36 protein-coding genes are annotated in these 23,256 nt (G+C 60.6%); 20 read left to right on the top strand and 16 right to left on the bottom strand.

The window, feature by feature from the left end; translation table 11 throughout:
* Window positions 1–16 precede the first annotated feature (16 nt).
* From CV013_RS11000 to CV013_RS10990, 3 genes are all read left to right on the top strand, one after another.
* Entirely contained in the window at window positions 17–340 is a 324-nt protein-coding gene (locus CV013_RS11000; protein ID WP_102155605.1) for a DUF1244 domain-containing protein, read from the top strand.
* 83 nt (window positions 341–423) lie between these two features.
* Window positions 424–660, top strand: coding sequence for a DUF2312 domain-containing protein (locus CV013_RS10995; RefSeq protein ID WP_102155602.1), 237 nt, complete (start codon window positions 424–426; stop codon window positions 658–660).
* A gap of 65 nt (window positions 661–725) precedes the next feature.
* Entirely contained in the window at window positions 726–1,043 is a 318-nt protein-coding gene (locus tag CV013_RS10990) for a heavy metal-binding domain-containing protein (RefSeq protein WP_102155956.1), read from the top strand.
* Between the two features lie 36 nt (window positions 1,044–1,079).
* Here CV013_RS10990 and CV013_RS10985 read toward each other — a convergent pair whose 3' ends face one another.
* On the bottom strand, window positions 1,080–1,853 hold the full coding sequence (locus CV013_RS10985) for a CPBP family glutamic-type intramembrane protease (RefSeq protein WP_102155598.1): 774 nt from the start codon (window positions 1,851–1,853) through the stop codon (window positions 1,080–1,082).
* A gap of 33 nt (window positions 1,854–1,886) precedes the next feature.
* Between CV013_RS10985 and CV013_RS10980 the strand changes: the two genes are divergently transcribed.
* From CV013_RS10980 to CV013_RS10940, 10 genes are all read left to right on the top strand, one after another.
* Window positions 1,887–2,630, top strand: a complete 744-nt coding sequence (locus tag CV013_RS10980; RefSeq protein ID WP_102155596.1) for a YebC/PmpR family DNA-binding transcriptional regulator — start codon at window positions 1,887–1,889, stop codon at window positions 2,628–2,630.
* Window positions 2,630–2,824: a hypothetical protein gene (locus CV013_RS16045; protein ID WP_408057042.1), complete on the top strand. Its 195-nt coding sequence runs from the start codon at window positions 2,630–2,632 to the stop codon at window positions 2,822–2,824. The genes CV013_RS10980 and CV013_RS16045 overlap by 1 nt, the downstream gene beginning before the upstream one ends.
* Before the next feature lie 21 nt (window positions 2,825–2,845).
* Complete coding sequence (locus CV013_RS16040) at window positions 2,846–2,980, top strand: hypothetical protein (RefSeq protein ID WP_408057041.1); 135 nt, start codon at window positions 2,846–2,848, stop codon at window positions 2,978–2,980.
* Entirely contained in the window at window positions 2,977–3,447 is a 471-nt protein-coding gene (gene ruvC / locus CV013_RS10970; RefSeq protein ID WP_102155594.1) for a crossover junction endodeoxyribonuclease RuvC, read from the top strand. The genes CV013_RS16040 and ruvC overlap by 4 nt, the downstream gene beginning before the upstream one ends.
* Window positions 3,448–3,572: 125 nt before the next feature.
* The gene (locus CV013_RS10965) at window positions 3,573–3,887 is read left to right on the top strand and encodes an antibiotic biosynthesis monooxygenase family protein (protein WP_102155592.1); all 315 of its coding nucleotides are present in this window, start codon (window positions 3,573–3,575) and stop codon (window positions 3,885–3,887) included.
* A complete protein-coding gene (locus tag CV013_RS10960; RefSeq protein WP_102155590.1) occupies window positions 3,884–4,231 on the top strand; it encodes an ArsC family reductase in 348 nt (115 codons plus the stop codon). Before CV013_RS10965 ends, CV013_RS10960 begins: the two co-directional genes overlap by 4 nt.
* A gap of 13 nt (window positions 4,232–4,244) precedes the next feature.
* Entirely contained in the window at window positions 4,245–4,835 is a 591-nt protein-coding gene (pnuC, locus tag CV013_RS10955) for a nicotinamide riboside transporter PnuC (protein ID WP_102155588.1), read from the top strand.
* The gene (locus CV013_RS10950) at window positions 4,832–5,341 is read left to right on the top strand and encodes an AAA family ATPase (RefSeq protein ID WP_102155585.1); all 510 of its coding nucleotides are present in this window, start codon (window positions 4,832–4,834) and stop codon (window positions 5,339–5,341) included. The genes pnuC and CV013_RS10950 overlap by 4 nt, the downstream gene beginning before the upstream one ends.
* A 31-nt stretch (window positions 5,342–5,372) precedes the next feature.
* A complete protein-coding gene (locus tag CV013_RS10945; protein WP_102155583.1) occupies window positions 5,373–6,407 on the top strand; it encodes a glycerophosphodiester phosphodiesterase family protein in 1,035 nt (344 codons plus the stop codon).
* Complete coding sequence (locus tag CV013_RS10940) at window positions 6,404–6,931, top strand: nucleoside deaminase (RefSeq protein ID WP_223805216.1); 528 nt, start codon at window positions 6,404–6,406, stop codon at window positions 6,929–6,931. Before CV013_RS10945 ends, CV013_RS10940 begins: the two co-directional genes overlap by 4 nt.
* 12 nt (window positions 6,932–6,943) lie before the next feature.
* On the opposite strand, the gene ubiG is transcribed toward CV013_RS10940, so the two are convergent.
* Window positions 6,944–7,717 carry a bifunctional 2-polyprenyl-6-hydroxyphenol methylase/3-demethylubiquinol 3-O-methyltransferase UbiG gene (gene ubiG, locus CV013_RS10935; protein WP_102155581.1) on the bottom strand — a complete coding sequence of 258 codons (774 nt, stop codon included), beginning with the start codon at window positions 7,715–7,717 and terminating at the stop codon, window positions 6,944–6,946.
* 50 nt (window positions 7,718–7,767) lie between these two features.
* Between ubiG and CV013_RS10930 the strand changes: the two genes are divergently transcribed.
* Window positions 7,768–9,036 carry an aspartate kinase gene (locus CV013_RS10930; protein ID WP_102155579.1) on the top strand — a complete coding sequence of 423 codons (1,269 nt, stop codon included), beginning with the start codon at window positions 7,768–7,770 and terminating at the stop codon, window positions 9,034–9,036.
* Between the two features lie 147 nt (window positions 9,037–9,183).
* Here the strand turns inward: CV013_RS10930 and CV013_RS10925 are convergent, their stop codons facing one another.
* A complete protein-coding gene (locus CV013_RS10925) occupies window positions 9,184–10,980 on the bottom strand; it encodes an SLC13 family permease (protein ID WP_102155577.1) in 1,797 nt (598 codons plus the stop codon).
* Window positions 10,981–11,104: 124 nt separating this feature from the next.
* On the opposite strand from CV013_RS10925, the gene CV013_RS10920 reads away from it, so the two are divergent.
* The gene (locus CV013_RS10920) at window positions 11,105–12,115 is read left to right on the top strand and encodes an NAD(P)H-dependent flavin oxidoreductase (RefSeq protein ID WP_102155954.1); all 1,011 of its coding nucleotides are present in this window, start codon (window positions 11,105–11,107) and stop codon (window positions 12,113–12,115) included.
* A gap of 48 nt (window positions 12,116–12,163) precedes the next feature.
* On the opposite strand, the gene CV013_RS10915 is transcribed toward CV013_RS10920, so the two are convergent.
* Window positions 12,164–12,946 carry a hypothetical protein gene (locus CV013_RS10915; RefSeq protein WP_232806588.1) on the bottom strand — a complete coding sequence of 261 codons (783 nt, stop codon included), beginning with the start codon at window positions 12,944–12,946 and terminating at the stop codon, window positions 12,164–12,166.
* Between the two features lie 104 nt (window positions 12,947–13,050).
* Complete coding sequence (locus CV013_RS10910) at window positions 13,051–13,614, bottom strand: TMEM165/GDT1 family protein (protein WP_102155953.1); 564 nt, start codon at window positions 13,612–13,614, stop codon at window positions 13,051–13,053.
* A gap of 394 nt (window positions 13,615–14,008) precedes the next feature.
* Here CV013_RS10910 and CV013_RS10905 point away from each other — a divergent pair, with 394 nt between their 5' ends.
* Window positions 14,009–14,911, top strand: coding sequence for a dienelactone hydrolase family protein (locus CV013_RS10905; protein ID WP_102155574.1), 903 nt, complete (start codon window positions 14,009–14,011; stop codon window positions 14,909–14,911).
* Window positions 14,912–14,924: 13 nt separating this feature from the next.
* On the opposite strand, the gene CV013_RS10900 is transcribed toward CV013_RS10905, so the two are convergent.
* The 11 genes from CV013_RS10900 to CV013_RS15715 form a co-directional block, all read right to left on the bottom strand.
* Entirely contained in the window at window positions 14,925–15,272 is a 348-nt protein-coding gene (locus CV013_RS10900; protein WP_102155572.1) for a YbaN family protein, read from the bottom strand.
* A gap of 1 nt (window position 15,273) precedes the next feature.
* Complete coding sequence (locus tag CV013_RS10895; RefSeq protein ID WP_102155570.1) at window positions 15,274–15,681, bottom strand: SufE family protein; 408 nt, start codon at window positions 15,679–15,681, stop codon at window positions 15,274–15,276.
* Between the two features lie 127 nt (window positions 15,682–15,808).
* Complete coding sequence (locus CV013_RS15720) at window positions 15,809–15,985, bottom strand: hypothetical protein (protein ID WP_190276486.1); 177 nt, start codon at window positions 15,983–15,985, stop codon at window positions 15,809–15,811.
* On the bottom strand, window positions 15,982–16,230 hold the full coding sequence (locus CV013_RS10890) for a hypothetical protein (RefSeq protein WP_102155952.1): 249 nt from the start codon (window positions 16,228–16,230) through the stop codon (window positions 15,982–15,984). The genes CV013_RS15720 and CV013_RS10890 overlap by 4 nt, the downstream gene beginning before the upstream one ends.
* A gap of 26 nt (window positions 16,231–16,256) precedes the next feature.
* On the bottom strand, window positions 16,257–16,523 hold the full coding sequence (locus CV013_RS10885) for a hypothetical protein (RefSeq protein WP_102155566.1): 267 nt from the start codon (window positions 16,521–16,523) through the stop codon (window positions 16,257–16,259).
* A complete protein-coding gene (locus tag CV013_RS10880) occupies window positions 16,520–16,846 on the bottom strand; it encodes a hypothetical protein (RefSeq protein ID WP_190276510.1) in 327 nt (108 codons plus the stop codon). Before CV013_RS10880 ends, CV013_RS10885 begins: the two co-directional genes overlap by 4 nt.
* Window positions 16,846–17,166, bottom strand: a complete 321-nt coding sequence (locus CV013_RS10875) for a hypothetical protein (RefSeq protein ID WP_102155564.1) — start codon at window positions 17,164–17,166, stop codon at window positions 16,846–16,848. Before CV013_RS10875 ends, CV013_RS10880 begins: the two co-directional genes overlap by 1 nt.
* Window positions 17,167–17,194: 28 nt before the next feature.
* Window positions 17,195–17,575 (bottom strand): envelope stress response membrane protein PspC, encoded by a 381-nt coding sequence (gene pspC / locus CV013_RS10870; RefSeq protein WP_102155562.1) that lies wholly within the window; start codon window positions 17,573–17,575, stop codon window positions 17,195–17,197.
* Window positions 17,572–17,874: an envelope stress response membrane protein PspB gene (gene pspB, locus CV013_RS10865; RefSeq protein ID WP_190276487.1), complete on the bottom strand. Its 303-nt coding sequence runs from the start codon at window positions 17,872–17,874 to the stop codon at window positions 17,572–17,574. Before pspB ends, pspC begins: the two co-directional genes overlap by 4 nt.
* A gap of 3 nt (window positions 17,875–17,877) precedes the next feature.
* The gene (gene pspA, locus CV013_RS10860) at window positions 17,878–18,789 is read right to left on the bottom strand and encodes a phage shock protein PspA (RefSeq protein ID WP_411848718.1); all 912 of its coding nucleotides are present in this window, start codon (window positions 18,787–18,789) and stop codon (window positions 17,878–17,880) included.
* Entirely contained in the window at window positions 18,786–18,938 is a 153-nt protein-coding gene (locus CV013_RS15715; RefSeq protein WP_190276489.1) for a hypothetical protein, read from the bottom strand. Before CV013_RS15715 ends, pspA begins: the two co-directional genes overlap by 4 nt.
* Window positions 18,939–19,090: 152 nt before the next feature.
* On the opposite strand from CV013_RS15715, the gene pspF reads away from it, so the two are divergent.
* The 4 genes from pspF to CV013_RS10840 all read left to right on the top strand — a co-directional run bounded on the left by pspF (window position 19,091) and on the right by CV013_RS10840 (window position 23,247).
* Window positions 19,091–20,116, top strand: a complete 1,026-nt coding sequence (gene pspF, locus CV013_RS10855) for a phage shock protein operon transcriptional activator (RefSeq protein WP_102155558.1) — start codon at window positions 19,091–19,093, stop codon at window positions 20,114–20,116.
* 171 nt (window positions 20,117–20,287) lie between these two features.
* The gene (gene rimP, locus CV013_RS10850; RefSeq protein ID WP_102155555.1) at window positions 20,288–20,848 is read left to right on the top strand and encodes a ribosome maturation protein RimP; all 561 of its coding nucleotides are present in this window, start codon (window positions 20,288–20,290) and stop codon (window positions 20,846–20,848) included.
* A 10-nt stretch (window positions 20,849–20,858) separates the two neighbouring features.
* Window positions 20,859–22,523, top strand: a complete 1,665-nt coding sequence (gene nusA / locus CV013_RS10845; RefSeq protein WP_102155553.1) for a transcription termination factor NusA — start codon at window positions 20,859–20,861, stop codon at window positions 22,521–22,523.
* Window positions 22,504–23,247 (top strand): DUF448 domain-containing protein, encoded by a 744-nt coding sequence (locus CV013_RS10840; protein ID WP_102155551.1) that lies wholly within the window; start codon window positions 22,504–22,506, stop codon window positions 23,245–23,247. The genes nusA and CV013_RS10840 overlap by 20 nt, the downstream gene beginning before the upstream one ends.
* Window positions 23,248–23,256: the final 9 nt, after the last annotated feature.

Genomic DNA, 23,256 nt, shown 5'->3' with positions numbered 1-23,256 from the left:
AGGACGTATGGTAACTATGGATACGAATTCGAATGCTGCGGGCGATCCGCTGGAGCAGATCGACGATGCCGTGGCCGCTGCCGCTTTTCGCAGGTTGGTACGCCATTTGCGCCATCGCAGCGATGCCCAGAACATCGACCTGATGGGGTTGTCGGGGTTTTGCCGCAACTGCCTGGCTGACTGGATACGCGATGCCGGTTATGCTGGCAGCAAGGACGAGGCGCGCGCGGTGATTCACGGTATGCCGATGGACGAATGGAAGGCCAAGCATCAGCGCCTCGCCACCGAAGAACAGCTCGCCCGCATGGAAGCGAGCATCGCAAAAAATCGCGCCGAATAACCGATCCGGCGGGTTTCGCACTGCCGCCGCCGCCGCTATCGAGCGGGCAATCTGATTCTTACTATTCCTGACGGAGCATTATAATGGCCGAAGCCACCGACGACCGCCTGCGCCTGCTGATCGAGCGTATCGAACGCCTTGAAGAAGAAAAGAAAGGCGTCGCAGACGATATCCGCGATGTCTATGCAGAAGCGAAGGCCGTCGGCTACGATCCCAAAATCATGCGGCAGGTCGTGCGTTTGCGGAAGATGAAGCCCGACGACCGCAATGAAATGGAAATGGTGCTCGACACTTATAAGGCGGCGCTCGGCCTCGGCTGATCGCTTTAATCAGACGGAGAGATACGATGGCCAGCCCCTGGAACAACGAAACCGACGGAGGAGGCATGATCGTCTCCACTACGACGCTGATCGAAGGGCGGCCTGTGCGCGCATATCGCGGGATCGTGACCGGTGAAGTGATCGTGGGCGCGAATATCGTGCGCGATCTGTTTGCATCGATCACCGATCTGGTTGGCGGGCGTTCGGGCAAGTACGAGGAAGTGCTCGCCCGCGCCCGGAAAGAGGCGATTGCGGAAATGAAGGCCGAAGCGCAGGCGCTGGGCGCCAATGCCGTGATCGGCGTGGATATCGACTACGAAGTGCTGGGCAAAACCGGTTCGATGCTGATGGTATCGGTCAGCGGGACTGCCGTCTCGGTGTAATCGCTGTTCGGTCGGGGGTGAGGGGCGTTTGCGATATCAGGCGCCCACTCCTCCGCCGAACAGGACCAGCGAAATGAACAGCGCGTTATGCAGGGCATGCATCAGCACCGATGCCCATAGCCCGCGATTGACCCGCAGATACCCGAGAAGCAGGCCGAGCGTCAGTTGCGGCAGAACCAGCGGCATCAGATAGAGCGTGTCGGCGCCGACGAAATTCATCAGATGTATTGCGGCAAATGCCAGCGCGCTGAAGTAGTAAAACCAGCGGAAGTGGCGCTGGAACCAGCGCAGAGCCGGGCGGCCCCGCATACGCCACAGCACCGCCGCCATCGCAACCGCAGTCAGCAGCGGAATGCCGAGCGTAACCGGCAGTGCTGCGCTGCCAACCCCCTTGGGGGCGAGAGCTACTGTCAGACCTGCACCTGTTGCCAGCACCAGCAGCGCCAGCCAATGTCCCGCACGACCCGACAGCCATGAACGGAAAATCGTTTCTTCCCCGATCGGTGCCAGTATGACGATAAAGCCTAGCAAAGCCGGGCCGAGTGTCATTTCGCTCAGCAGATGTTCGGGCATTTTGACGCCCGATGCCTTGGCCGCAGCCATCCCCCCGATCAGCACTGCCATCAACAGCATGTCGAGCAGATAGAGCGACAAAAGCGAGCGTATCGCGGCGCTTGGACGGATAGTTGCACGGTCTGGCAGAGCGGGGAATAGCAGGAACTTGCCGAACTGGCGCCATTCGCTGAAAATTACAGAACCGATTACGGCCCTTGTCGGCTGCCCTTCCATGCGGCTAATGCCCCCGTCCATCTATCAGAAAATCAACACGGTCAGAACGAACCCATGGCAGGTCATTCCAAATTCAAAAATATCATGCATCGCAAGGGCGCGCAGGACAAGAAGCGTTCGGCGATGTTCTCCAAGCTGTCCCGTGAAATCACGGTCGCGGCGAAGATGGGCGCACCCGATCCGGATATGAACCCGCGTCTGCGGCTGGCGATCAACAACGCCAAGGCGCAATCGATGCCCAAGGACAATATCCAGCGCGCCATCGATAAGGCGACTGCGAACGAAGGCGACGATTACGAAGAAATCCGCTACGAAGGGTATGGCCCTGGCGGCGTGGCGCTGATCGTCGAAGCGCTGACCGACAACCGCAATCGTACCGCTACCAACGTCCGCACCGCGTTCAGCAAAAACGGCGGCAATCTGGGTGCCAGCGGCGCGGTGAGCCACGGGTTCGAACGCAAAGGTATGATCGAATATCCGGCGAGCGTGGGCGACGAGGAAAAAGTCCTCGAAGCGGCGATCGAATCCGGCGCTGACGATGTCGAAAGCGGTGATGACGGTCACACGATCTGGACCGAAATGGAATCGCTCCACGAAGTCGCCGGTGCGCTGGAGAAGGTGCTGGGCGAAGCGGAAAACGTCAAACTGGCGTGGAAACCCAACATTACGGTCGATGTGGACGAAGGCAGCGCGCAAACGCTGTTCAACCTGATCGACGCGCTCGACGATGATGACGACGTGCAGACGGTGTGGGGCAATTACGAAGTGTCCGACGAAGTGATGGAAAAACTTTCCTGATGAGGTCATCGCTCGCGAAGGCAATCCTCGCGGGCGCAATGATCGCGGCGATTTCGGAAATCGGGCGGCGCTTGCCGGCGACAGCGGCTATCGCCGCGTCGCTGCCGCTCGTTTCCGTGTTGGGGACGATTTTCCTGTGGCATGTCCGGCCCGATGCGGAAAACATGGCGATCCATTCGCAGGCGACGTTCTGATATGTTCTTCCCAGCTTGCCGATGTTCCTCTTGATACCCGCTCTCCTGCGTAATGGCGTGCATTTCTGGCTGGCGCTGCTGGCCGGGTGCGTGCTTACCTTAATGCTGTATCTGGCGATGGCGCACGTCGGATCGCGCTTTGGACTGCGGCTATGATCGTTCTCGGCCTGGACCCTTCGCTCAGTTGTACTGGCTGGGGCGTGATCCGCGCCGAAGGCAGCCGGATTTCGCATATCGCCAACGGTCAGGTGCCGACCGATGCCAAAATGCCGATGGCCGAGCGGCTGCATCATCTGCACGATGCCATCGCCGCCGTGATTGCAACGTATCGGCCGGACCGGGTGGCGGTGGAGGAGGTGTTCAGCAACAAGAACCCGCAATCCACGCTGAAGCTGGCGCAGGCGCGCGGGGCCGTGCTGGCGGCGTGTGGCCAAGCAGGCGTTGCGGTCCGCGAACATGCGGCGCGCGTAGTGAAGAAAGCGGTGGTCGGCACAGGCGGCGCGGAAAAGGCGCAAGTACAGGCGATGCTCAAAATTCTGTTGCCCGGCGCGCAGGTGAGCGGGGCCGATGCGGCCGATGCGCTGGCAGTGGCGATTGCCGACGCCCATCTGAAAAGCGAATGATTTTGCAAGCGATAGCAGATTTGCTGTTGCGTCGCTCCAGCCAACCTCACTAACGCCAAAATCGCCAATCGAAAAAGGCGCTTAGTGCCGGATAATGATTGTGGTGAGAGAGGCGTTAAAGCGCGATGTTTCTGGTCGTTTTTCGAAATCGAAAACGTGTCGATATCGACAGCGCGGCCTATGCGGCCGATGCTGCGGCGATGGAAATGCTGGCCGCGCAACAGCCCGGCTTCCGATCATTCAAGTCCTATACCGCCGACGATGGCGAAGTGGTCGCGATAAGTGAATGGGATAGCGCGGATGATGCCCGCGCGTGGGGACAGGTGAGCGAACATCGGGCGATGCAGGGCAAGGGGCGCGATCGGTATTATGCCAGTTATACCTTGTTTGCGTGTGACAGCCCGCGTGTCCGCGAATTCAGCCAGAGAGGCAGGCAATGACAATCGCGTTTTACGGCATTCCCAACTGCGACACAGTGAAGAAGGCGCGCAAGTGGCTGGACGATGCAGGCATCGCCTACACTTTTCATGATTACAAGAAAGAGGGGGCCGATCCCGCTTTGCTGCGTGCGTGGATCGCGGATGCCGGGTGGGAAGCGCTGCTGAACCGTCGCGGCACCACCTTTCGCAAACTCGAACCCGAACAGAAGGAAGGGATCGACGCGGAAAAGGCCGTGCGACTGATGGAAGCGCAGCCTTCGATGATAAAGCGGCCGGTCGTCGTCTATCCGGATGGTATCCTGATCGGTTTCGACGCCGATCGCTGGGCAGAAGTGCTCGGCTGAGGGAGTTCGGCCTATGAGTCCCCTCGAACTGATCGGCACGGTCTTCGGGTTCATCAATATTTATCTGCTGGTACGCCGCTCGGTGTGGAATTTCCCCGCTGCGCTGGCGATGGTGAGCTGTGTCGGCTTCGTTCTGTTCGAAGCGCGGCTCTATGCCGAAGCGGGGCTGCAGGTATTCTTCTTTGTCGTGAACCTGTGGGGCTGGTGGCTGTGGAGCCGGGTGAAAGACGCGGGCGATCAGGTGCCGGTCGGCTGGATGAGCTGGCCCGCACGCTTCGCCTGGCTGGGGGTGACTGCAATCGCCAGCATCGCACTGGGGCTGGCGATGGACCGCTGGACCGACGCCGCGCTGCCGATGGCCGATAGTGCTGTCGCGGGGATGAGCGTGACGGCGCAGCTGCTGCTGTCTTTCCGGCGCATCGAAAACTGGTTCCTGTGGATCGTGATCGATCTGGTGTCGATCGGCCTGTACGTGATGCGCGACCTGCCTTTGCTGGCGTTGCTCTATGTCGCGTTTCTGGCGATGTCGGTTCTGGGGCAGAGCGAATGGACACGGGCCTATCGGCGGGACCGCCAAATGCGGCGTGAAGAGGCGGCAGTATGATCCGGGTCTGTTTTCACGGGGCCGAAAGTACGGGAAAGTCGGTATTGGCGCGGAAACTGGCGGGGGAATTCGTTTGTCCGCTGGTGCCTGAATTCGGGCGTATCTATGCCGAAAACGTGACCACCGATTTCACGCTGCCGGATTTGCTGGAAATTGCTGGCGAACAGGACCGGTTGATGCGGATTTCGTGCGAAGGGAATCCGCGGCTGGTCCTGCTCGATACCGATCCGCTGATGACAGCGGCATGGGCGCAGATGCTGTTCGGTGAAATCCCCGGCGAACTACTCGAATACGACAAGGCGGAGCTGTATCTGCTTTTCTCGCCCGACGTTCCGTGGGTGGCCGATGGTACGCGATTTTTCGGCACACCTGAACTGCGGGCGCAATTCGCCGCGACGGCGGAGGGTGTCCTCCGGCAGGTGGGGGTGGTTTACGAAACCGTGTCGGGCGACTTCGCGGATCGCGAACGGCAGGCCCGTGCGGCCATTGCGCGGATGTTCGGTTGACCTTCGGGCTGGCAATGCCACAACCGCGGCCATGCGATTCTTTCCCTTCTTTACAGCCGCTTTGATGACCGCTGCGCTTGTCCTTGCGGAGCCTGCGAACGCACAACTGGTTATCGGCCATCGCGGTGCCAGCGGCGAACGGCCCGAGCATACGCTGGGCGCTTATGAAAAGGCGATCGATGACGGGGCCGATTATATCGAAGCCGATCTGGTCGTTACAAAGGATGGGGTGCTGGTCGCCCGACATGAAAACGATCTGACAGAGACGACCGATGTTGCCGATCATTCCGATTTCGCCAGCCGCCGCCGCGCCAAGGAGATCGACGGGCATCTGGTGAATGGCTGGTTCGCGGAAGATTTCACGCTCGCTGAACTGCGTACTTTGCGGGCCAGAGAGCGACTGCCCGGCATCAGAGCGGCCAACACCCGGTTCGACGGGCTGTGGCAAGTGCCCACTTTGGCCGAAATGGTGAAGCTGGTGCGGGCCAAGCAAGCTGAAACCGGGCGCAAGATCGGGATATATCTCGAACTGAAACATCCCACTTTTCTGTTGCAGGAACAGGGCATCGATACAGTCGATTTGCTGTTGCACGAAATGCGGCAACTGGGCCTGAGCGGTAGCGATCCGGTGTTTATCGAATGCTTCGAAGTCGGCGCGTTGCAGCGGCTGAAGCAGCGCAGCGATTTCAAGCTGGTGCAACTGGTCGCCAGAGAAAGCGGCCCTGCGGACGAAGCGGAGATGACATATGCCGCGATGGCCACGCCCAGCGGGCTGAAGGAAATCGCGCAATATGCCGATGCCATCGGCCCCGATCTGACAATGCTGATCGGCCCCGACGGCAAGGCTACCGCGCTGGTGGCCGATGCCCATGCGGCGGGGCTGAAGATTCACGGGTGGACCTTACGCAAGGAAAACGCGTTCCTGCCCAAGCCGCTGCAAAACGGCAGCGATCCCGTCGCCGCTGGCAATTATGCCGCCGCCTTTGCCGCGATTGCGGCAGCGGGCGTGGATGGTGTGTTCACCGATAATCCGGGCGATGCCGTGAAACTGCGCGATGGCAAATGAGCGCGCCCGATAGCCCGCCGAATGGTTTGCCGACAGTGACGGACGCCGGGTGGATGCGACAGGCGATCGCGCTCGCCGTGGCGGAAAAGGGGCGCGATCCGGCCAATACCCCGATTGCCGCGCTGGTGGTGCGCGATGGTGCAATCGTGGGGCAGGGTGTCAATCGCACGGCCGAATGCTGCGATGCCACCGCTCACGCTGAAATCGAGGCATTGCGCCATGCCGGGGCGACGGCGGGCGAAATGCGGATCGAAGGCGCAACGCTGTATTCCACTTTGCAGCCGTGCGGCATGTGCACTTTCGCCAGCATATGGGCCGGGATCGGTCGCATCGTGTTCGGCGCCCGTCGGGAAGATGTGCACGAGATGTATTTCGAAGACCGGCATCTCTCGACGCTCGACTTCATTGCCGATGCGTACAAGGATGATATCGTGCTGCATGGCGGGGTGCTGGCGCAGGAATGCGCGCAGCTATATTTCCGCCCCGGCGATGATGTGCCGGAAGAGATGCAGGCTAACGATTGAATCAGCTCTGCCCTATTCGCGCACTGCACTGACGATGTAGTTCAGCGACAGGTCGCCCGACAGGTGCAGGCCCTTCGCTGGCGAGAAAGCAATGCCTTGCGGTTCCCCCATCGTCAGGCCGGCATCGGCCAGTAAATCGCGCATTTCATCGGGCGTAATGAAATCGTCCCAGTGGTGTGTGCCGCGCGGGATCATCCCCGTCGCCTCTGCCGCGCCGATCAGCAGCAGGCGGCTGGCGGGTGTACGGTTGGGGGTGGACAGGATCATCAGCCCGCCACCCTGATCGCTGTCGGGGGCAAGGCGCGCCGCCAGTGCAGCGACGAAGGCGGGCTTGTCCGCAACGTGTTCGATCACTTCCATCGCAGTGACGAGATCGAATGTGCCGATATCCAGCGCGCCCACTTCACCCGCGATATAGCGGACAGGCAGCCCCATCCCTTCGGCATGGGTGGCAGCAGCAGCGATGTTTTCCGGTGCGGCATCGACCCCGGTCACATCCGCGCCCAGCCGCGCAAGCGGTTCGCACAGCAGGCCCGCGCCGCATCCGACATCGAGCGCGGCCTTGCCTGCCAGCGGCTTTGCGCTGTTGCTTTGCGCGGGCCAGTGGCGGTCGATCGCGGCGCGCACGAATTCCAGCCGCACCGGGTTGAGCCGGTGAAGCATGGCCGAAGATCCCTTTGGATCCCACCATTCGGACGCGAGTCGCCCGAAATGCGCGGCCTCATCCGGTCGGATCGTTTGGCCGTTATTAGAATTCGTATCAGGCTGGCTTATTGCATCGCTCATTCCACACCCCTAACAGCGCGCCGGAGCCTCTTCCAGCGGGAGATAGTTACTTGGCACGCATCGTGATGAAATTCGGCGGCACTTCAATGGCCGGGACCGAGCGAATCCGGCGTGTGGCCAATATAGTCCGCAAGCAGGCCGCCAATGGCGATCAGGTCGCGGTGGTCGTTTCCGCGATGGCGGGCGAAACCGATCGTCTGGTCAATTTCTGCCGCGAGGCGAATCCGCTGTACGATCCGGCGGAATACGATGTGGTGGTCGCCAGCGGCGAACAGGTGACCAGCGGGCTGCTGGCGCTGACGCTGCAGGCACTGGGTTGCAAGGCACGTAGCTGGCTGGGCTGGCAATTGCCTGTCCACACTGTGGAAGCCCATGCCAAGGCGCGGATCGAAGATATCGATTCGGATGCCTTGCTGGCCAGTATGGCGGCAGGCGAAATCGCTGTGATTCCCGGCTTTCAGGGTATCGGCGGCGATGGTCGGGTTACGACGCTGGGGCGTGGCGGATCGGATACGTCCGCTGTCGCCGTCGCGGCGGCGATCGGTGCGGACCGGTGCGACATCTATACCGACGTCGACGGGGTCTATACCACAGACCCGCGCATCGTTGCCAAGGCGCGTAAGCAGAAGGCGGTGACTTACGAGGAAATGCTGGAACTCGCCTCTGTCGGGGCCAAGGTTCTGCAGACCCGTTCGGTCGGCCTTGCGATGAAAGAAGGGGTGCGGGTGCAAGTCCTCTCCAGCTTCACTGGCGACGACGCTGTACCGGCAGACGAACTTCCCGGCACCATGATCGTGTCGGAAGAGGAAATGGAACAAATCCTGGAGGATGGCCACATGGAACGCCAGCACGTTACCGGCATCGCGCATGACAAGAACGAGGCGAAGATCATCCTTACCCGTGTGCCCGACAAGCCGGGGGCAGTGGCCAACATCTTCAGTCCGCTGGCCGATGCCAGCATCAACGTGGATATGATTATCCAAAACGTCGGCCGCGATAAGGGCGAAACCGACGTGACCTTCACTGTGCCGCAGACCGATCTGCCGCGCGCGCAGGCCCTGCTGGAAGATCGCCGGGAGGACATCGGCTTCAACCGTATCATCACCGATAGCCATGTGGCGAAAGTCAGTGTGGTCGGCGTGGGGATGAAGAGCCACGCAGGTGTTGCCTCGACAATGTTCAAGAGCCTGGCAGACCGCGGAATCAACATTCAGGCGATCTCCACCAGCGAGATCAAGGTCAGCGTGATGATCGACGAAGACGAAACCGAACTGGCCGTCCGCGTCCTGCACACTGCCTATGGGCTCGATGCTGACTGATTAAAGCTACGCCCCGATAATCGCTGCCTCAGATGCGATTGGCAGCGACCAGTCGCTTGTTGCGATACCCATTCAACAACCGCTCTTGCCGCAGACGTTGGTAAGGGCGGTTGTCGTTTAAGCTGGCTCCGTGGGTGTCATGACGCTTCACCACATGAAATGTAATGCCGCACAGGTCGCGAGACCGACGGTGGCGTTCATGGGCAGGCCGATTTTCAGGAAGTCGGTAAAGCGATAATTGGCGGCACCATATACCAGCGTGTTGGTCTGGTATCCAATCGGCGTGGCGAAACTGGCGCTGGCGCCGAACATCACCGCGATTACCAGAGGGCGCGGATCGTCCCCCGTTACGCTGGCCAGACCGATGGCAATGGGCGTCATGATGACAGCAACTGCATTGTTGGTGACCACTTCGGTCAGAACCGATGTCACGGCATAGAGCATCAGCAGCAGCACGAATGGCGATGCAGTGGAAAAAGTCGGGCCGAGGGCATCGACGATCATCTGCACCGTGCCGGCATTTTCCAGCCCTTTGCCGAAGGCCAGCATAGCGAAGATCAGCACCAGCGTGTTGCCATCGATAGAGCTCCACGCTTCTTCCGGCTCGATGCAGCGAGTGAGCAGGACCATCGCCACCCCGCCGATGGCGAGCGCCTGTATCGGCATACCGAACAGAGCGGCCAGCAGCACGACTGCGGCCAGCACAGCGATGGCCACCGGCGCTTTCGTCCGCCGGAATGCACGGGCGGGCGCTTCGCTGACGTCGTTCAATCCGACATTGCTTTGTAGCATCTGTGCGCCGTCGCTGCCGACAGCCAGTAACAGGCGATCGCCTGCGCGGCAGCGGACTTCGGCCAGTTCCGGCCCTGCAACATGGCGGGGGCGCGACAGGCCTAGAACGCGCGCCTGAATTTGCGAGAGTAATGGAATTTCAGCCAGTCTCCGCCCGATAATCGGGTGAGAGGGGCCGATCACAGCTTCTACCAGTTTGAGATCGGCGGGGCGTTCGGGACCGGCAGTGGCGATACCGCCCCCGATCCCGGTTAGCCCGGTGCGGAAATCGAATTGCTCCGCAAGCGAGGCCAGTTCTGCCGGACTGGCCGCGATCACCAACTGGTCGCCTTCTCTCAGAACATGGCTTTCAAGGTCGTGCCGTTCGATCTGCTTGCCATGTTTGATGCCGACGACGCGCACTCCGGGGCGTCGAGCAATGGCGGTTGTCCCGACTGGCGAACCGATGAGGCTGCTTTCCGGCTGCAACACCAGATGCGACAGATAGCTATCGCTTTCCGCGTCCTCGTCCATACTGCGTGCAGGGCGCGATGGCAGCAGGCGTGGCGCCAGCACCAGCAGTAACAGAATCCCGGCCACGGAAGAGACGAGGCCAACGGTCGTGATTTCGAAAATGCCGAATGGGGCCAGCCCTTTGTCACGGGCTACGCCGTCCACCAGCAGGTTCGTCGATGTACCGATCAGAGTAAGCGTACCGCCCAGGATCGACAGGTAGGACAACGGGATCAGCAGTCGTGTCGGGGCGATGTTCAAAACGCGGGCAAGTCGCCTGACAATCGGGATCATCACGATCACCACCGGGGTGTTGTTCATGAAAGCCGATGCCAGCACAGTGCCGCCGCCGATCTCGCCCAGCGCCAGACGGGGACGCCGCATTGTGCGGCGGATGACCCAGCCCGAAATTCCCTCCAGCGCGCCGGTGCGGAGCAGTGCCCCGGACAGTACGAACATCGCCGCGATGGTGATCGGGGCCGTATTGGAGAAGACCCCCAGCAGTTCTTTGGAATCGAGATAACCCAGAACTGTCATCGCCAGTGCGCCGACGGTGGCAATGACGACAGGTGGCCTGCGTTCGAGCAGGAAAGCGATGAACAGGGCGATCAGCAGCGCAAGCCCGATCCCGGCGGAATGCGTCTGGAAGAGCGAAATCATGCGCCTCGCCTACTGTAACCGCCGCGATCCGTATATCCGCAATTTCGCAGAAGCTGCCGCATTCCCGGTCCACCGATGCAAAGTCGCTTGCCGCGTGCCGCGCTTGGCCTTAACCGCCCGTGCGATGAACAATTACAGCAAAACCCACGCGCTGATGCAGCGCGGTCGCGAATTTCTGGGCACCGAACACGCGATCCTGTGCGGCGCGATGAGCTGGGTGTCCGAACGCAATCTCGTTTCCGCGATTTCCAACGCGGGCGGTTTCGGGGTGATCGCTTGCGGCGCGATGACGCCCGAATTGCTCGATACCGAGATTGCCGAAACGAAAGCGCGAACGGACAAGCCGTTTGGCGTCAACCTCATCACGATGCACCCGCAGCTGTTCGATCTGATCGCTGTGTGTGGGAAACATGGGGTGAGCCATGTCGTGCTGGCGGGCGGCATTCCGCCTAAGGGCAGTGTCGAAGCGATCAAGGAATTCGGTGCCAAAGTAATCGTTTTCGCGCCCACTTTGGCACTCGCGAAAAAGCTGCTGCGAAGCGGCGGCGATGCGCTGGTGATCGAAGGGATGGAGGCAGGCGGCCATATCGGCCCGGTTTCCACCAGCGTTCTGGCGCAGGAATTCCTCCCTGTTTTGAGCGAAGACCACCTCGTATTCGTCGCGGGCGGTATCGGTCGGGGCGAAGCGATCGCGGGCTATCTGGAAATGGGTGCGGTCGGCGTGCAACTGGGTACTCGCTTTGCCTGCGCCACGGAGTCCATCGCTCATCCCGATTTCAAGAAGGCGTTTTTCCGCGCCGGTGCCCGCGATGCGGTGGCCAGTGTGCAGGTCGATTCGCGTCTGCCGGTGATTCCGGTGCGCGCGCTGAAGAACAAGGGCACGGAAGAATTTACCGCCAAGCAGCGTGAAGTTGCCGGACTGCTCGATAGCGGCGCAGTCGAAATGGCCGAAGCGCAATTGCAGATCGAACATTACTGGGCAGGTGCGCTTCGCCGGGCGGTGATCGATGGCGATATCGAAAATGGCTCGCTGATGGCGGGGCAGTCGGTCGGTATGGTCAAGGAAGAACAGCCGGTTGCAGACATCATGACGCAACTGATGGACGAATGCGAAGCGGCTCTGTTGCGGAGATAAGCCCTCCGGGAGGCGCGCTTGCCGCGTGAGGGGCCGTATGCGGGCGCGCTACCCGCGCTTGTTCTGGTAAGTGATCCGTATCCTCACCCAATCCCCCACTTGCGACACCCCGCCTACACGCGGTGGGCGAACTCTGAACTGCCACGCAGCGGCGAGCACCGCGCGGCCAATTCCAGCTCCGTTCGGCCATTCATCTTCGAGAACGCAGTTCTCAACTCGATAATTGCGCACCGTCTGGCAATTTATCAGCGCCCAGCCCGGGCTGCTGGCGGTGGAGAGGTATCCGTTCAGTTCGTCGGGATATGGCTCGCGATACCATGCCGCCGCGTAGAGCGGCTGTCCACCGGCGGTCGTGCCTACGCGCGGGGTATCGCCTGACGATCCCGTGTTGGGTGGGCCCATCGATCGATCGGGCGGCCCAGTCGGCAGCTTGGGCTTGATGTTCGAGATATTCGACCCTGCCATCTGGTCGCGGGTGAGTGGAATCAGCGCAGCGGGCGGGGTGGTTGGCGCCGGGTTCGGGATGGGGACCGCCTGCGGTTGCGGCGGTGTGGGCTGTGGAACGACGGGCGTGTTGCTGGCTACACGCGGTGCGCTCTTCGCTGCCTTTTCCGGCTCGCGCGGCTTAGGCGTATCCTTCGCCTTATCCGGGCCGAACGCCACGCTGACGAGTGTTTCGCTCATCTCTGCCTGCCGATGGCTGGCGATACCCAGCGTCAGCAACAAGGCGATAATCCCGCATTCGATGGCAAGCGCAAGGCCAAGGCCGGTCGCGCGCCGACGCAGGCCGGGCCAGCGGTCGTCGATCCGTTCACCTATCTCAGCAGTCAATGCGCGCAGGGATCGGGGCATCGAATCTCAAATCGGGGTTGGGCCATGGGTCGCGTTGCGAGGCTATAGCGCCGCAACGCGACCGATACCACGGCGGACTGCAATCAAAGTACTTCGAACAGCATCCACAAACCCACGACGATGAATAGCGCGGCGGCTACCCAGCGAACGACTTTGAGCGATACCCGTTCGACCAGTGCATTGCCCAGCAATACCGCCGGAACATTGGCGATCATCATGCCCAGCGTAGTGCCCGCGGCAACCGCTAGCACCGACTGGAACTGCGCGCCGAGCGCGACAGTGGCGAGCTGCGTCTTGTCCCCCATTTCGACGATGAAGAACGCGACCAATGTTGTGAGAAATGCGCCGTGGCGGGTGACCGGGCTATCGTCTTCGTCGAACTTGTCCGGGATCAGCGTCCACAGGCCCATGACGATGAAGCTGACGGCAACGGCGATGCGGAACCAGTGCGCTTCGAAGAAACCGGCGGCCAGTTCACCCACCCACGCGGCCAGTGCGTGATTGACGATGGTTGCGAAGAATATGCCCGCGATAATTGGCAAAGGTCGGCGGAATCGCGTGGCCAGGACGATGGCCAGCAGCATCGTCTTGTCACCGATTTCCGCCAGCGCGACGAGCGCGGTGGAGGTAGTGAAGGCTTCGAACATCGAAAAGTCTCCAGGCCGGGCGGGTCGCAAGCGCAACAGCATCGCACCCACCCGCCCGGCGTGGCGGGGGCGCAATGCCATTGGTCTCGCCCGGTGCCCGCGGAGCCGATTGCGGCCCGCTGCGCTCCCCCGCCGCCATGGCCTCTCGGCCAAGTATGTTGACGGTCAGGTCCGATCCGGGATGGATCGGCGGCTACTCCCCAAAGGACAGCGCGGGCGTTAGTGTAGCCCGCTCCGCCTGTCCAGCCCTGCAACCTGTGTCCGTTATTCCGATCTCATATCGGTTTTTGTGCGTTTGATGGTGTATTGTCGGACTGCATTTCGTCCGAGGTGGACTGTTTGCAGAGCGCTGTTATCGTTGTGCCGTAAAAGGTCTATCTGAAAGGACTCGCCCATGTGCGATGAAACCGATCTTGCCCGATTTGCCGGACGTGTCCGATCAAATGGTTTCAGTCGACGTAGTTTCGGTGCGGCGGGAATGGCGGTCGGGCTTGCTGCCTGTACCCAGACAGCCACCAATGGCGCGACGGGTGCGAGCGGGTCGGCGGCGACCACTGGCGGTCTGGCAGAAACAATGGTGAGCATCCCGACCGCGGATGGGACGATGGATGCGTTCTTCGTCCATCCGGCGGAGCCTGCGGCAGCAGTGATCGTGTGGCCCGATATTGCCGGTTTGCGCGATGCATTCAAGGCGATGGCACGGCGGCTTGCGGGCGAAGGTTATGCCGTACTTGTCGCTAACCCATATTACCGAGACGTAGCCGCGCCGCAATTTGCCGACTTTGCCGGTTTTATGGCCGTTGATGGGTTTCAGAAAGTGAGTTCGTGGCGCGCGAAGATGGATGCCGATGCAGTCATGCGCGATACCAGATCGCTGGTGGCGTGGCTCGACAGTCAGGGGGCTGTGGATACCGATAAAGGTATCGGTACGCAGGGCTATTGCATGGGCGGCCCCTATACCGTGTGGAGCGCAGCAGCGGTTCCCGGCCGGGTCAAAGCTGCGGCCAGTTTCCACGGCGGGGGGCTGGTGCGCGAAGGAGGCCAGAGCCCGCATGCGATGTTGCAGGATACGCAGGCCGGTTTCCTGTTCGCCATCGCCCAGAACGACGATGCCAAACAACCTGAGGCCAAGACTATCCTGCGCCAGTCTGCCGATGCAGCGGGGCGTTCCGCGGAAATCGAAGTCTATCCTGCCGATCATGGTTGGACCGTGCCGGATTCGCCCGCATACAATCGTGAACAGGCCGAACGGGCATGGGGCAGGTTACTCGCGCTTTATCGCACGGCTCTTGGTTGATCGAAGAAGCGGGTTACTCGTTTCGGGTGGCGATCCAACTGCCGCAAATCACCAGAACAGCGATGGAAATGAAATACCACGGTTCGCCAAGGGTGAAGTAAGTGACCACAGCGCCTGTCGCCATCGCGCCGATGGCCATCGTTTTGGCGCGGCGGCTGATTGCGCGCCGTTCGGTCCAGTCGCGTACTTGCGGCCCCCAAGAGGGGTGATCGAGTATTTTCTTTTCCCACGCGGGGTTGGAACGGGCAAAGAAATAGACCGCCAGTAACAGAAACGGAACAGTCGGCATCAGCGGCAAAGCCGCGCCAATCGCCCCCAGCGCAACTGCGATCAGGCCAAGCGCGAGGTACAGGTGCCGCATATCATCCTGCTGCAATCCGCGCAGCGTGCTCTTTCACCAGCGCGATCATGTTGGGTACGCCTTGCGTGCGATTGGAACTGAGTTGATTTTTCAGATCGAACGGTTCGAGGGCTGCGGTCACATCCATTGCGGCGACTTCGCTTGCGGGCCGATCCTGCACGGCGGAGATAACCAGCGCGACGATACCCTTTGTAATCGCGGCGTTGCTGTCGGCCATGAAATGGAGCCGCGCCGCATCGCCTGTGGGGTAAACCCAGACCTGGGCCGAGCATCCGCGTACCAGTGTGGCATCGGTCTTCAGCGCATCGGGCATCGCTTCCAGTTCACGACCCAGTTCGATCAGCAGACGATAGCGTTCGTCTGCATCGAGGAAATCATATTCTTCGGCAATATCGCTGATTGAACGCATTGGAGTAAGGTAGGGGTGGGCGCGCCGGAAGGAAAGAGCCTTGTGTGGTGTCCCGCACCATCGGCCGGCCGGGCTACACGACGACAGCGATCAACGGGGCGGTTGCACTGTAAGCGTCCGTTCCTTGTCAGCCGCCCAGCCCGCTAGGCCGGGTGAAGGCGTAATAAATTACGTAGAACCAACTCAAAACCCCGTGGATCACCGCCCAGATAATCGATTTGTGCAGGCTCCACGAAATCGCGACGGCCAGTGCGCTGCCAAGGCCGATGCCAGCTTCTGTCGCGCGGGTGGTCGGTTTGCTCATAGATCTACTCCACTGGCAATCGCTTCGAGTTTACGAATTCGTTCTTTAAGGTCCGATAGTTCGATCCGGGCTGCACCCATAGCGCTGCCGCTCTCCGCATCGGAAGCTGGTCGAGAGATGGAAATACCTCGTTCCAGCTCTCGCTCTTTCAACGAAAGCCAGCCCTGCCATCCTTTCAATCCGACGAAAGCGATAATCGCGACGGAAAACAGCATAGCAGTGGAAACGATGATCTGTTCGGTCATTGTCGAAAAGCTCCCGGTGCGGGCGATCAACGGTCGCGCAGGGCCTCGATCTCGTCGGCAACCCGACGGGAATCGAGGGCATTGCTGGAATTGGCATCGGTAGCGATGCGTTCGAGGACGCGGACCCTTTCGCGCAGATCCTCAACCTCGTGGCGTAGTGCGATTTTCTCGGCATCGTTTGTCGGCGTGGCGCTGTCCCGGTGGCCGCGGTGTTCGGTGCTGTAGCGCACGATCCGCATCACCGAGAATGCGATGATTGCCACGATTGCGACAGCAGCGGAAAAGAAGCTCACTGAACCTTCTCCTTGCCATCGCGCAGTCGCTCGATTTCGTGGGTCAGGTGGTAGCTGCTGTCAGTCACGATCTTTTCGACATTGGCGAGCCGGTCTTTGACGGAACCGATTTCGGCCCGCAGCTGCGCGTTTTCCTGCGTCAGCAATTTCACACGCTCGACCGCTTCGCCATCCGTTTTCGGATAAACCGCCTGACCCCATGCTCCATCGAGCGGATAGCCGTTCTTGATCCGCATCCAGGTGGTAGCGACCCAGCCGACAACTCCGGCGACACCCACAATGACAACCAGCGGCGTAATGGTCTGTATCATTTCGAAGCCCATCACACTGCCTCCTTGTCACGATTATGACTGCTGTCGAGTTGCGCTCCGCTGGTGTCATCCACGCGTCGCTGATCGCGCAGCGCTTCGATCTGAGTGGCGACGTCGTATCCCTTTTCGGTCACGATGCGTTCGAGAACCCGCACTCTGTCCTCCAGCGCCTGTACTTTACTGGCGTATTGTGCGGCCTTTTCAGCGGTGGCGTCGGCTGTGGTGTGAACCTGAAGTTCTGCCATCTTGCGTTGGTGTCTGGTCCATATCGCGACGATGGGAATGGATAGCGCGATGATCGGAATGAAAACACCGATTGTACCTGCGTCCATGACTCATAAACTCCTTGTTTCTGTCCGTTCAGCGCAGGCGTTCGATCTCGGCTGACAGGCGCGGATTGCTGGTGACGTAATATGTTTCGACGTCGGCCAGGCGGCGATCGATGTCGCGGAAGCGTGAGCGGATTTCGCGAGCGGTCCGCTTGGGGCTCTGCCGCACGCGCTGCCAGTATTTGGTCTCTTCCTGATCGACGTAGAGATGCGGCGGCTTCTTGCTCAGCAGCATTCCGGTCACGAAATATGCGGGCAAGAGAATGGGGGCGACGGTGAACAGCAGTATGAGGAAACCCAGCCGGACCCACAGCGCATTGACGCCTGTGTAGTCGGCAATTCCGGCACAGACGCCCATCAGCTTGGCATTCTGCTTGTCGCGGTAAAGCGTGGTACGCGGGCTAGTGCTCACAGTTTGGCTCCCTTCTTTTCGGCCATCATGCGTTCGAGTTCGTCGAGCGGCTGGTTGTCGACTGCGCGATCGTGCATCAGCCGGGTGGGTTGGAAATCGGCGTGGTCGCTGGCGACCAATCGCTCGACGGTGTCCATCCGCTCATCAAGCCGTTTGGCGAGGCTGTAGAGCTCTTCCAGCAGCACTTCGTCGTCGGTGGTGATCGTAGCTGCGGTTTTCCACTTGGTGATATAGTGCAGCACGATCCACGGCAGGCCGATGAAGATAGCCACGATCGCCATGGCAGGTTCCAGATCCATTGCTTATTCCCCCTTGTCCTGTGCGCTGTCGTCGCTGCTGCTCATGCCGAGTGCGCGCTTCATTTCTTCCAGTTCGGCGTCGATCTTGTCGCCGCCCGCTAAGGCATTGATTTCATCCGCCAGTGTTGGCTTGCCGTTACCATCGGCGATGCTCAGCGCTTCGGCGCGACCTTCGGCATAATCGACCCGGCGTTCGAGCTGGTCGAACCGGGCAAGCGCTTCGTCTGCCCGTTCGTTGGTCATCAGGCTGCGGAGTTTGACGCGGTTTTCTGCGCTTTCCAGCCGCGCGGCGATGGCCGTCTGGCGGCTGCGGGCTTCGCGCAGGCGGACCTGCAGCTTGTCGATGTCCTGCTCGTAAGCGCGCAGAGCATCGTCGAGCACGGCGATTTCCGCTTTCAACTGCTCGCCCATATCGGCGGCTTTTTTCCTTTCAACCAGCGCGGCACGGGCGAGGTCTTCGCGATCCTTGCTGAGCGCGAGCTGTGCTTTCTCCGCCCAGTCGGCCTGCAACTTGTCGAGTTTGACCGTGTGGCGATGCATTTCCTTCTGATCCGCGATCGTGCGCGCGGCGCTGGCGCGAACTTCGACCAGGGTTTCCTCCATTTCGAGGATAATCATGCGGATCATTTTGGCCGGGTCATCAGCCTTGTCGAGCATGTCGTTGAAGTTGGCCGCGATAATATCTCGTGTGCGGCTGAAGATACCCATGAAGGCGACTCCGTAGTTGGCGATGTCCCGCTGTGCGCGGGAAGACTGGGTAGGGGTTGGGCTCTGGCGCAGGCGTTCGACTTCCTGCTCGATCCGGCTCAGGAAGGGGCGGGCCGGAGCGCCATCGACACGGGCGGATTCGCTCGCGGTCGAAGAGGGGGACGTGCGCTCCGGCCCAAGGGGATCATGAGAAGTGGGGCTGTTCATGCGAGGATCACCGTGTTGACAGGCGTGTCCGCAGCAAAAGCGGGGGTAGCCTGAATCTGACTGCTCAATGCCACGAACGCGGCCATCGTCGCTACGCTGGCGAGTGCGGCCTGGCCCAGCTTGGTGCGAAGGAAACGACGGTCGAACATTGCGGCAAACTCCCTGTTGGTTACGTTCACCTATCAGCAAGGGGTGTGCCAAACTGAATAAATTACGCAATTACAAGTGGTTGATAATTTTCGACGAACGACATGTTGGTTTCAATTGCTAATAATCGGGAATTTACACTATCTCTTGGCAAATGGAGCGGGAAAGTCAGTTTATTGGCCAGTCTGGTGCCTTCCTCGATGCGGTCGAGCGGGCCAGTCGTGCTGCGCCGATGCAGCGCCCGGTGCTGGTGATCGGGGAGCGCGGTACGGGCAAGGAACTGATTGCCGAACGTCTGCATCGTCTCTCCAACCGTTGGGACGAACCGCTTGTCACTATGAACTGCGCGGCTCTGCCGGAAACGCTGATCGAAGCCGAGTTGTTCGGCCACGAAGCGGGGGCTTTCACCGGCGCTACCAGAGCGCGCGCGGGTCGGTTCGAGGAAGCCGACAAGGGGACGTTATTTCTCGACGAACTGGGCACTTTGAGTATGGGCGCGCAGGAGCGGTTGCTGCGTGCGGTCGAATATGGCGAAGTGACCCGCATCGGATCGAGTCGCCCGCTGCGGGTCGATGTGCGAATCGTGGCTGCGACCAATGAGGATTTGCCGGCGCTGGCGGCGCAGGGGAAATTTCGTGCCGATCTGCTCGATCGGTTGAGTTTTGAGGTGATTACCCTGCCACCATTGCGGGTGCGGGAAGGGGACATCGGTGTGCTGGCGGAGTTTTTCGGGCGGCGTATGGCGTCCGAATTGCGATGGACCAACTGGCCCGGTTTTGCCGGGCATGTCTGGGATCAGATGGAGCAATACTCCTGGCCTGGTAATGTCCGCGAATTGCGTAATGTGGTGGAGCGGGCAGTCTATCGCTGGGACGATCCCGAGAGTCCGGTGGGGCATGTGGTGTTCGATCCCTTCGAAAGCCCGTGGAAGCCGCTGAGCGAACGTGCTGCACCAAAGTCGGAAGTTGGCGGGGGTGGGGTGCAATCCGCACCGCGCGCGCCCGATCTTGATGCTGTCGACGATCTGCGCGGCGCTGTGGAAGCGCACGAACGCCAGATTGTGGAGCACGCTCTCGGCCGCAATCGTTGGAACCAGCGCCAGACTGCCAAGGCATTGGGGCTCACGTACGATCAACTGCGTCACTGCATCAAGAAACACGGTCTGAGCGACGGAAGCTGAAGTTCTCCCCCGCGGAGAAAGTGATAACCGCTTGCCTTTTTGGGGACTCGCGCCTATCTCGCCATCCATCCCGACATTGTCGTGACACTGGAGGGCTGGCGCCGACAGGGGCCGGTCGCAAATGCCTTTGGCCATCCAGTTGTCGCAATTGTCGCGTAAAATGGAGATACGATGGCGGATATCGCGCGCCTTGCTGAACTGATCGAACCGGAGGCACAGGCCCTCGGTTTTGAACTCGTGCGCGTTAAGATGATGCCGTCCGAAGCTGGCGATGGCGGCATGGCCCTGCAGATCATGGCGGAAGATCCGGCAACCGGGCAACTGGTGATCGAACAATGCGCCGCGCTCAGCCGCCGCGTGTCGGAACTGCTCGATGCACGGGAAGAAGCCGGGGAGGTGCTGGTAGAAGGCGCGTACCACCTCGAAGTGTCCAGTCCTGGAATCGATCGCCCGCTGACTCGCCCGAAGGATTATGTCCAATGGGCAGGGCACGAGATCAAGATCAGCATGGACAAGGCTTGGGAAGGGCAGCGCAATTTGCGCGGTATTCTGCAGGGTATCGATGGTGAAACGGTCGTGATCGACGATCGTAAGGCCGGTGAAACCAGCCTTCCTTTGCCGATGATCCATTCGGCCAAGCTTGTCCTGACCGATGAACTGATTGCCGCCACCCGCCCGCTGGATACAGCGGGTGCGGACGAAGAAATTATCGAAACTGTCGAAGAAGAGTGAGATCTCGCTGATGTCCAGTTCCATTTCCGCCAACAAGGCCGAACTGCTCGCAATCGCGAATTCCGTTGCCTCGGAAAAGATGATCGACAAGGCCATCGTTATCGAAGCGATGGAAGAAGCGATCCAGAAGAGCGCGCGTAACCGTTATGGTGCGGAAAACGACATTCGCGCCAAGCTCGATCCGATGACCGGCGATCTGCGCTTGTGGCGTGTGGTCGAAGTGGTTGAAGAAGTTGAAGACTACTTCAAGCAGGTTAATCTGGAACAGGCGCAGAAACTGGAGCCGGGCTCGCAACTGGGTGACTTCATTGTCGATCCGCTGCCGCCGGTCGATCTGGGCCGCATCGACGCGCAAAGCGCGAAGCAGGTTATCTTCCAGAAGGTCCGTGATGCTGAGCGTGAACGTCAGTATAACGAATTCAAGGACCGCGCTGGCGAAGTCATCACCGGGGTGATCAAGTCGGTCGAATTCGGGCACGTGATCGTCAATCTCGGTCGCGCCGAAGGTGTCATCCGTCGTGATCAGCAGATCCCCCGCGAGGCTGCTCGTGTTGGCGAACGGGTGCGTGCGCTGATCACTAAGGTGGAGCGCAACAACCGCGGCCCGCAGATTTTCCTCAGTCGCGCGCATCCAGATTTCATGAAGAAGCTGTTCGCGCAGGAAGTGCCTGAAATTTACGATGGCATCATCGAAATCAAGGCAGCCGCGCGCGATCCGGGCAGCCGGGCCAAGATCGGCGTTATCAGCCACGACAGCAGCATCGATCCGGTTGGCGCCTGTGTCGGGATGAAGGGCAGCCGTGTGCAGGCCGTGGTTCAGGAACTGCAGGGCGAAAAAATCGATATTATCCCCTGGAGTGAAGACACTGCGACGTTCGTCGTCAACGGCCTTCAGCCCGCCACCGTCAGCCGTGTCGTTCTCGACGAAGAAGACGGTCGGATCGAAGTTGTCGTGCCCGACGATCAGCTTTCGCTTGCCATCGGTCGCCGCGGGCAGAACGTTCGCCTCGCCAGCCAGCTTACTGGCCACCAGATCGATATCATGACCGAGGAAGAGGCGTCGGAGAAGCGCAGCAAAGAATTTGCCGAGCGTTCCAAGATGTTTGAGGAAGAGCTCGACGTGGACGAAACGCTCAGCCAGCTTCTGGTCGCCGAAGGGTTCTCCGAACTGGAAGAAGTCGCTTACGTTCAGCTCGATGAACTCGCGACCATCGAAGGTTTCGACGAAGAACTGGCGGAAGAGCTGCAGAGCCGCGCGATCGAAGCGCTGGAACGGCACGAGGCTACCGCACGTACCGAACGGCAGGAACTGGGTGTCGAAGATGCTCTGGCTGAAATCCCGCACCTGACCGAAACGATGCTGGTTACGCTCGGCAAGGCCGGGATCAAGACGCTCGACGATCTCGCCGACCTCGCTACGGATGAACTGATCGCCAAGAAACGCGAAGCGCCGCGTCGCCGTCAGTCGAACGATGGCCCCCCGATGCGTCGCGACCGTGGTCGTGCGGATGATAAGGGCGGCGTACTGGGCGAATATGGCCTGAGCGAAGAACAGGGCAACGAAATCATTATGGCTGCCCGCGCCCACTGGTTCGAGGACGAGGAAGAAGCTCCCGCTGCTTCCGCCAACGAACCCGACACTCAGGAGGCCGCCGATGCGGACTCCACCCAATGAGCGCCTGACGCCCGACATCGCTGATGCCGCAGAAGGGCGGGCCGACAAGGCTCTGCCTGAGCGGCGGTGCATCCTCTCTGGGGAGCATGGCCCGCGCGCACGGCTGATCCGTCTGGCTATTTCGCCGGATGGGCTCGTGCTGCCCGATCCGCAGGCCAAGGCGCCAGGCCGCGGTGCATGGATCGGGGTATCCCGTGCCGAATTGGAAGCTGCAATGGCAGTCGGCAAAGGCGGTAGCCGCTTAAAAGGGGCGCTGGCGCGTGCGTTTAAGGGGGCGGCGCTGACACTGCCGGACGATCTGCCGCAGATGATTGCCGATGCGCTGACCCGAAGCCTGCTCGATAGACTGGGCCTCGAAATGCGCGCCGGGCACCTTATCTTGGGTTCTGACCGGATTGCCGAAGGATGCCGCGCCGGGGCAGTGGAGCTATTGCTCCACGCCTGCGATGCCAGCGTCGATGGCAGTCGCAAGCTGGATCAGGCATGGCGCGTCGGGCAAGAGCGTGAAGGCTCTGGGGAAACCGGATTGACCTTGCCACTGGACCGGATGGCGTTGTCTGTGGCATTGGGCCGCGACAATGTCGTTCACATGGCGATTGCCGAACCTGCTGCTGCGGCACGGGTGTCATTGGCGATAGAACGCCTGATGCATTTCCTGGGCGGTAAAGAAACCGCGCCGAATGGCGGAAGGCCGGAAACCTGGCGATCCGTAGCGACTGATTGATTTTGAAGG

This window comes from Tsuneonella flava (assembly GCF_002870965.1).
Classification (GTDB): Bacteria; Pseudomonadota; Alphaproteobacteria; order Sphingomonadales; family Sphingomonadaceae; genus Tsuneonella; species Tsuneonella flava.
Note: the sequence above shows the minus strand (reverse complement) of the source record. Positions and strands in the feature narration are given on the sequence as shown.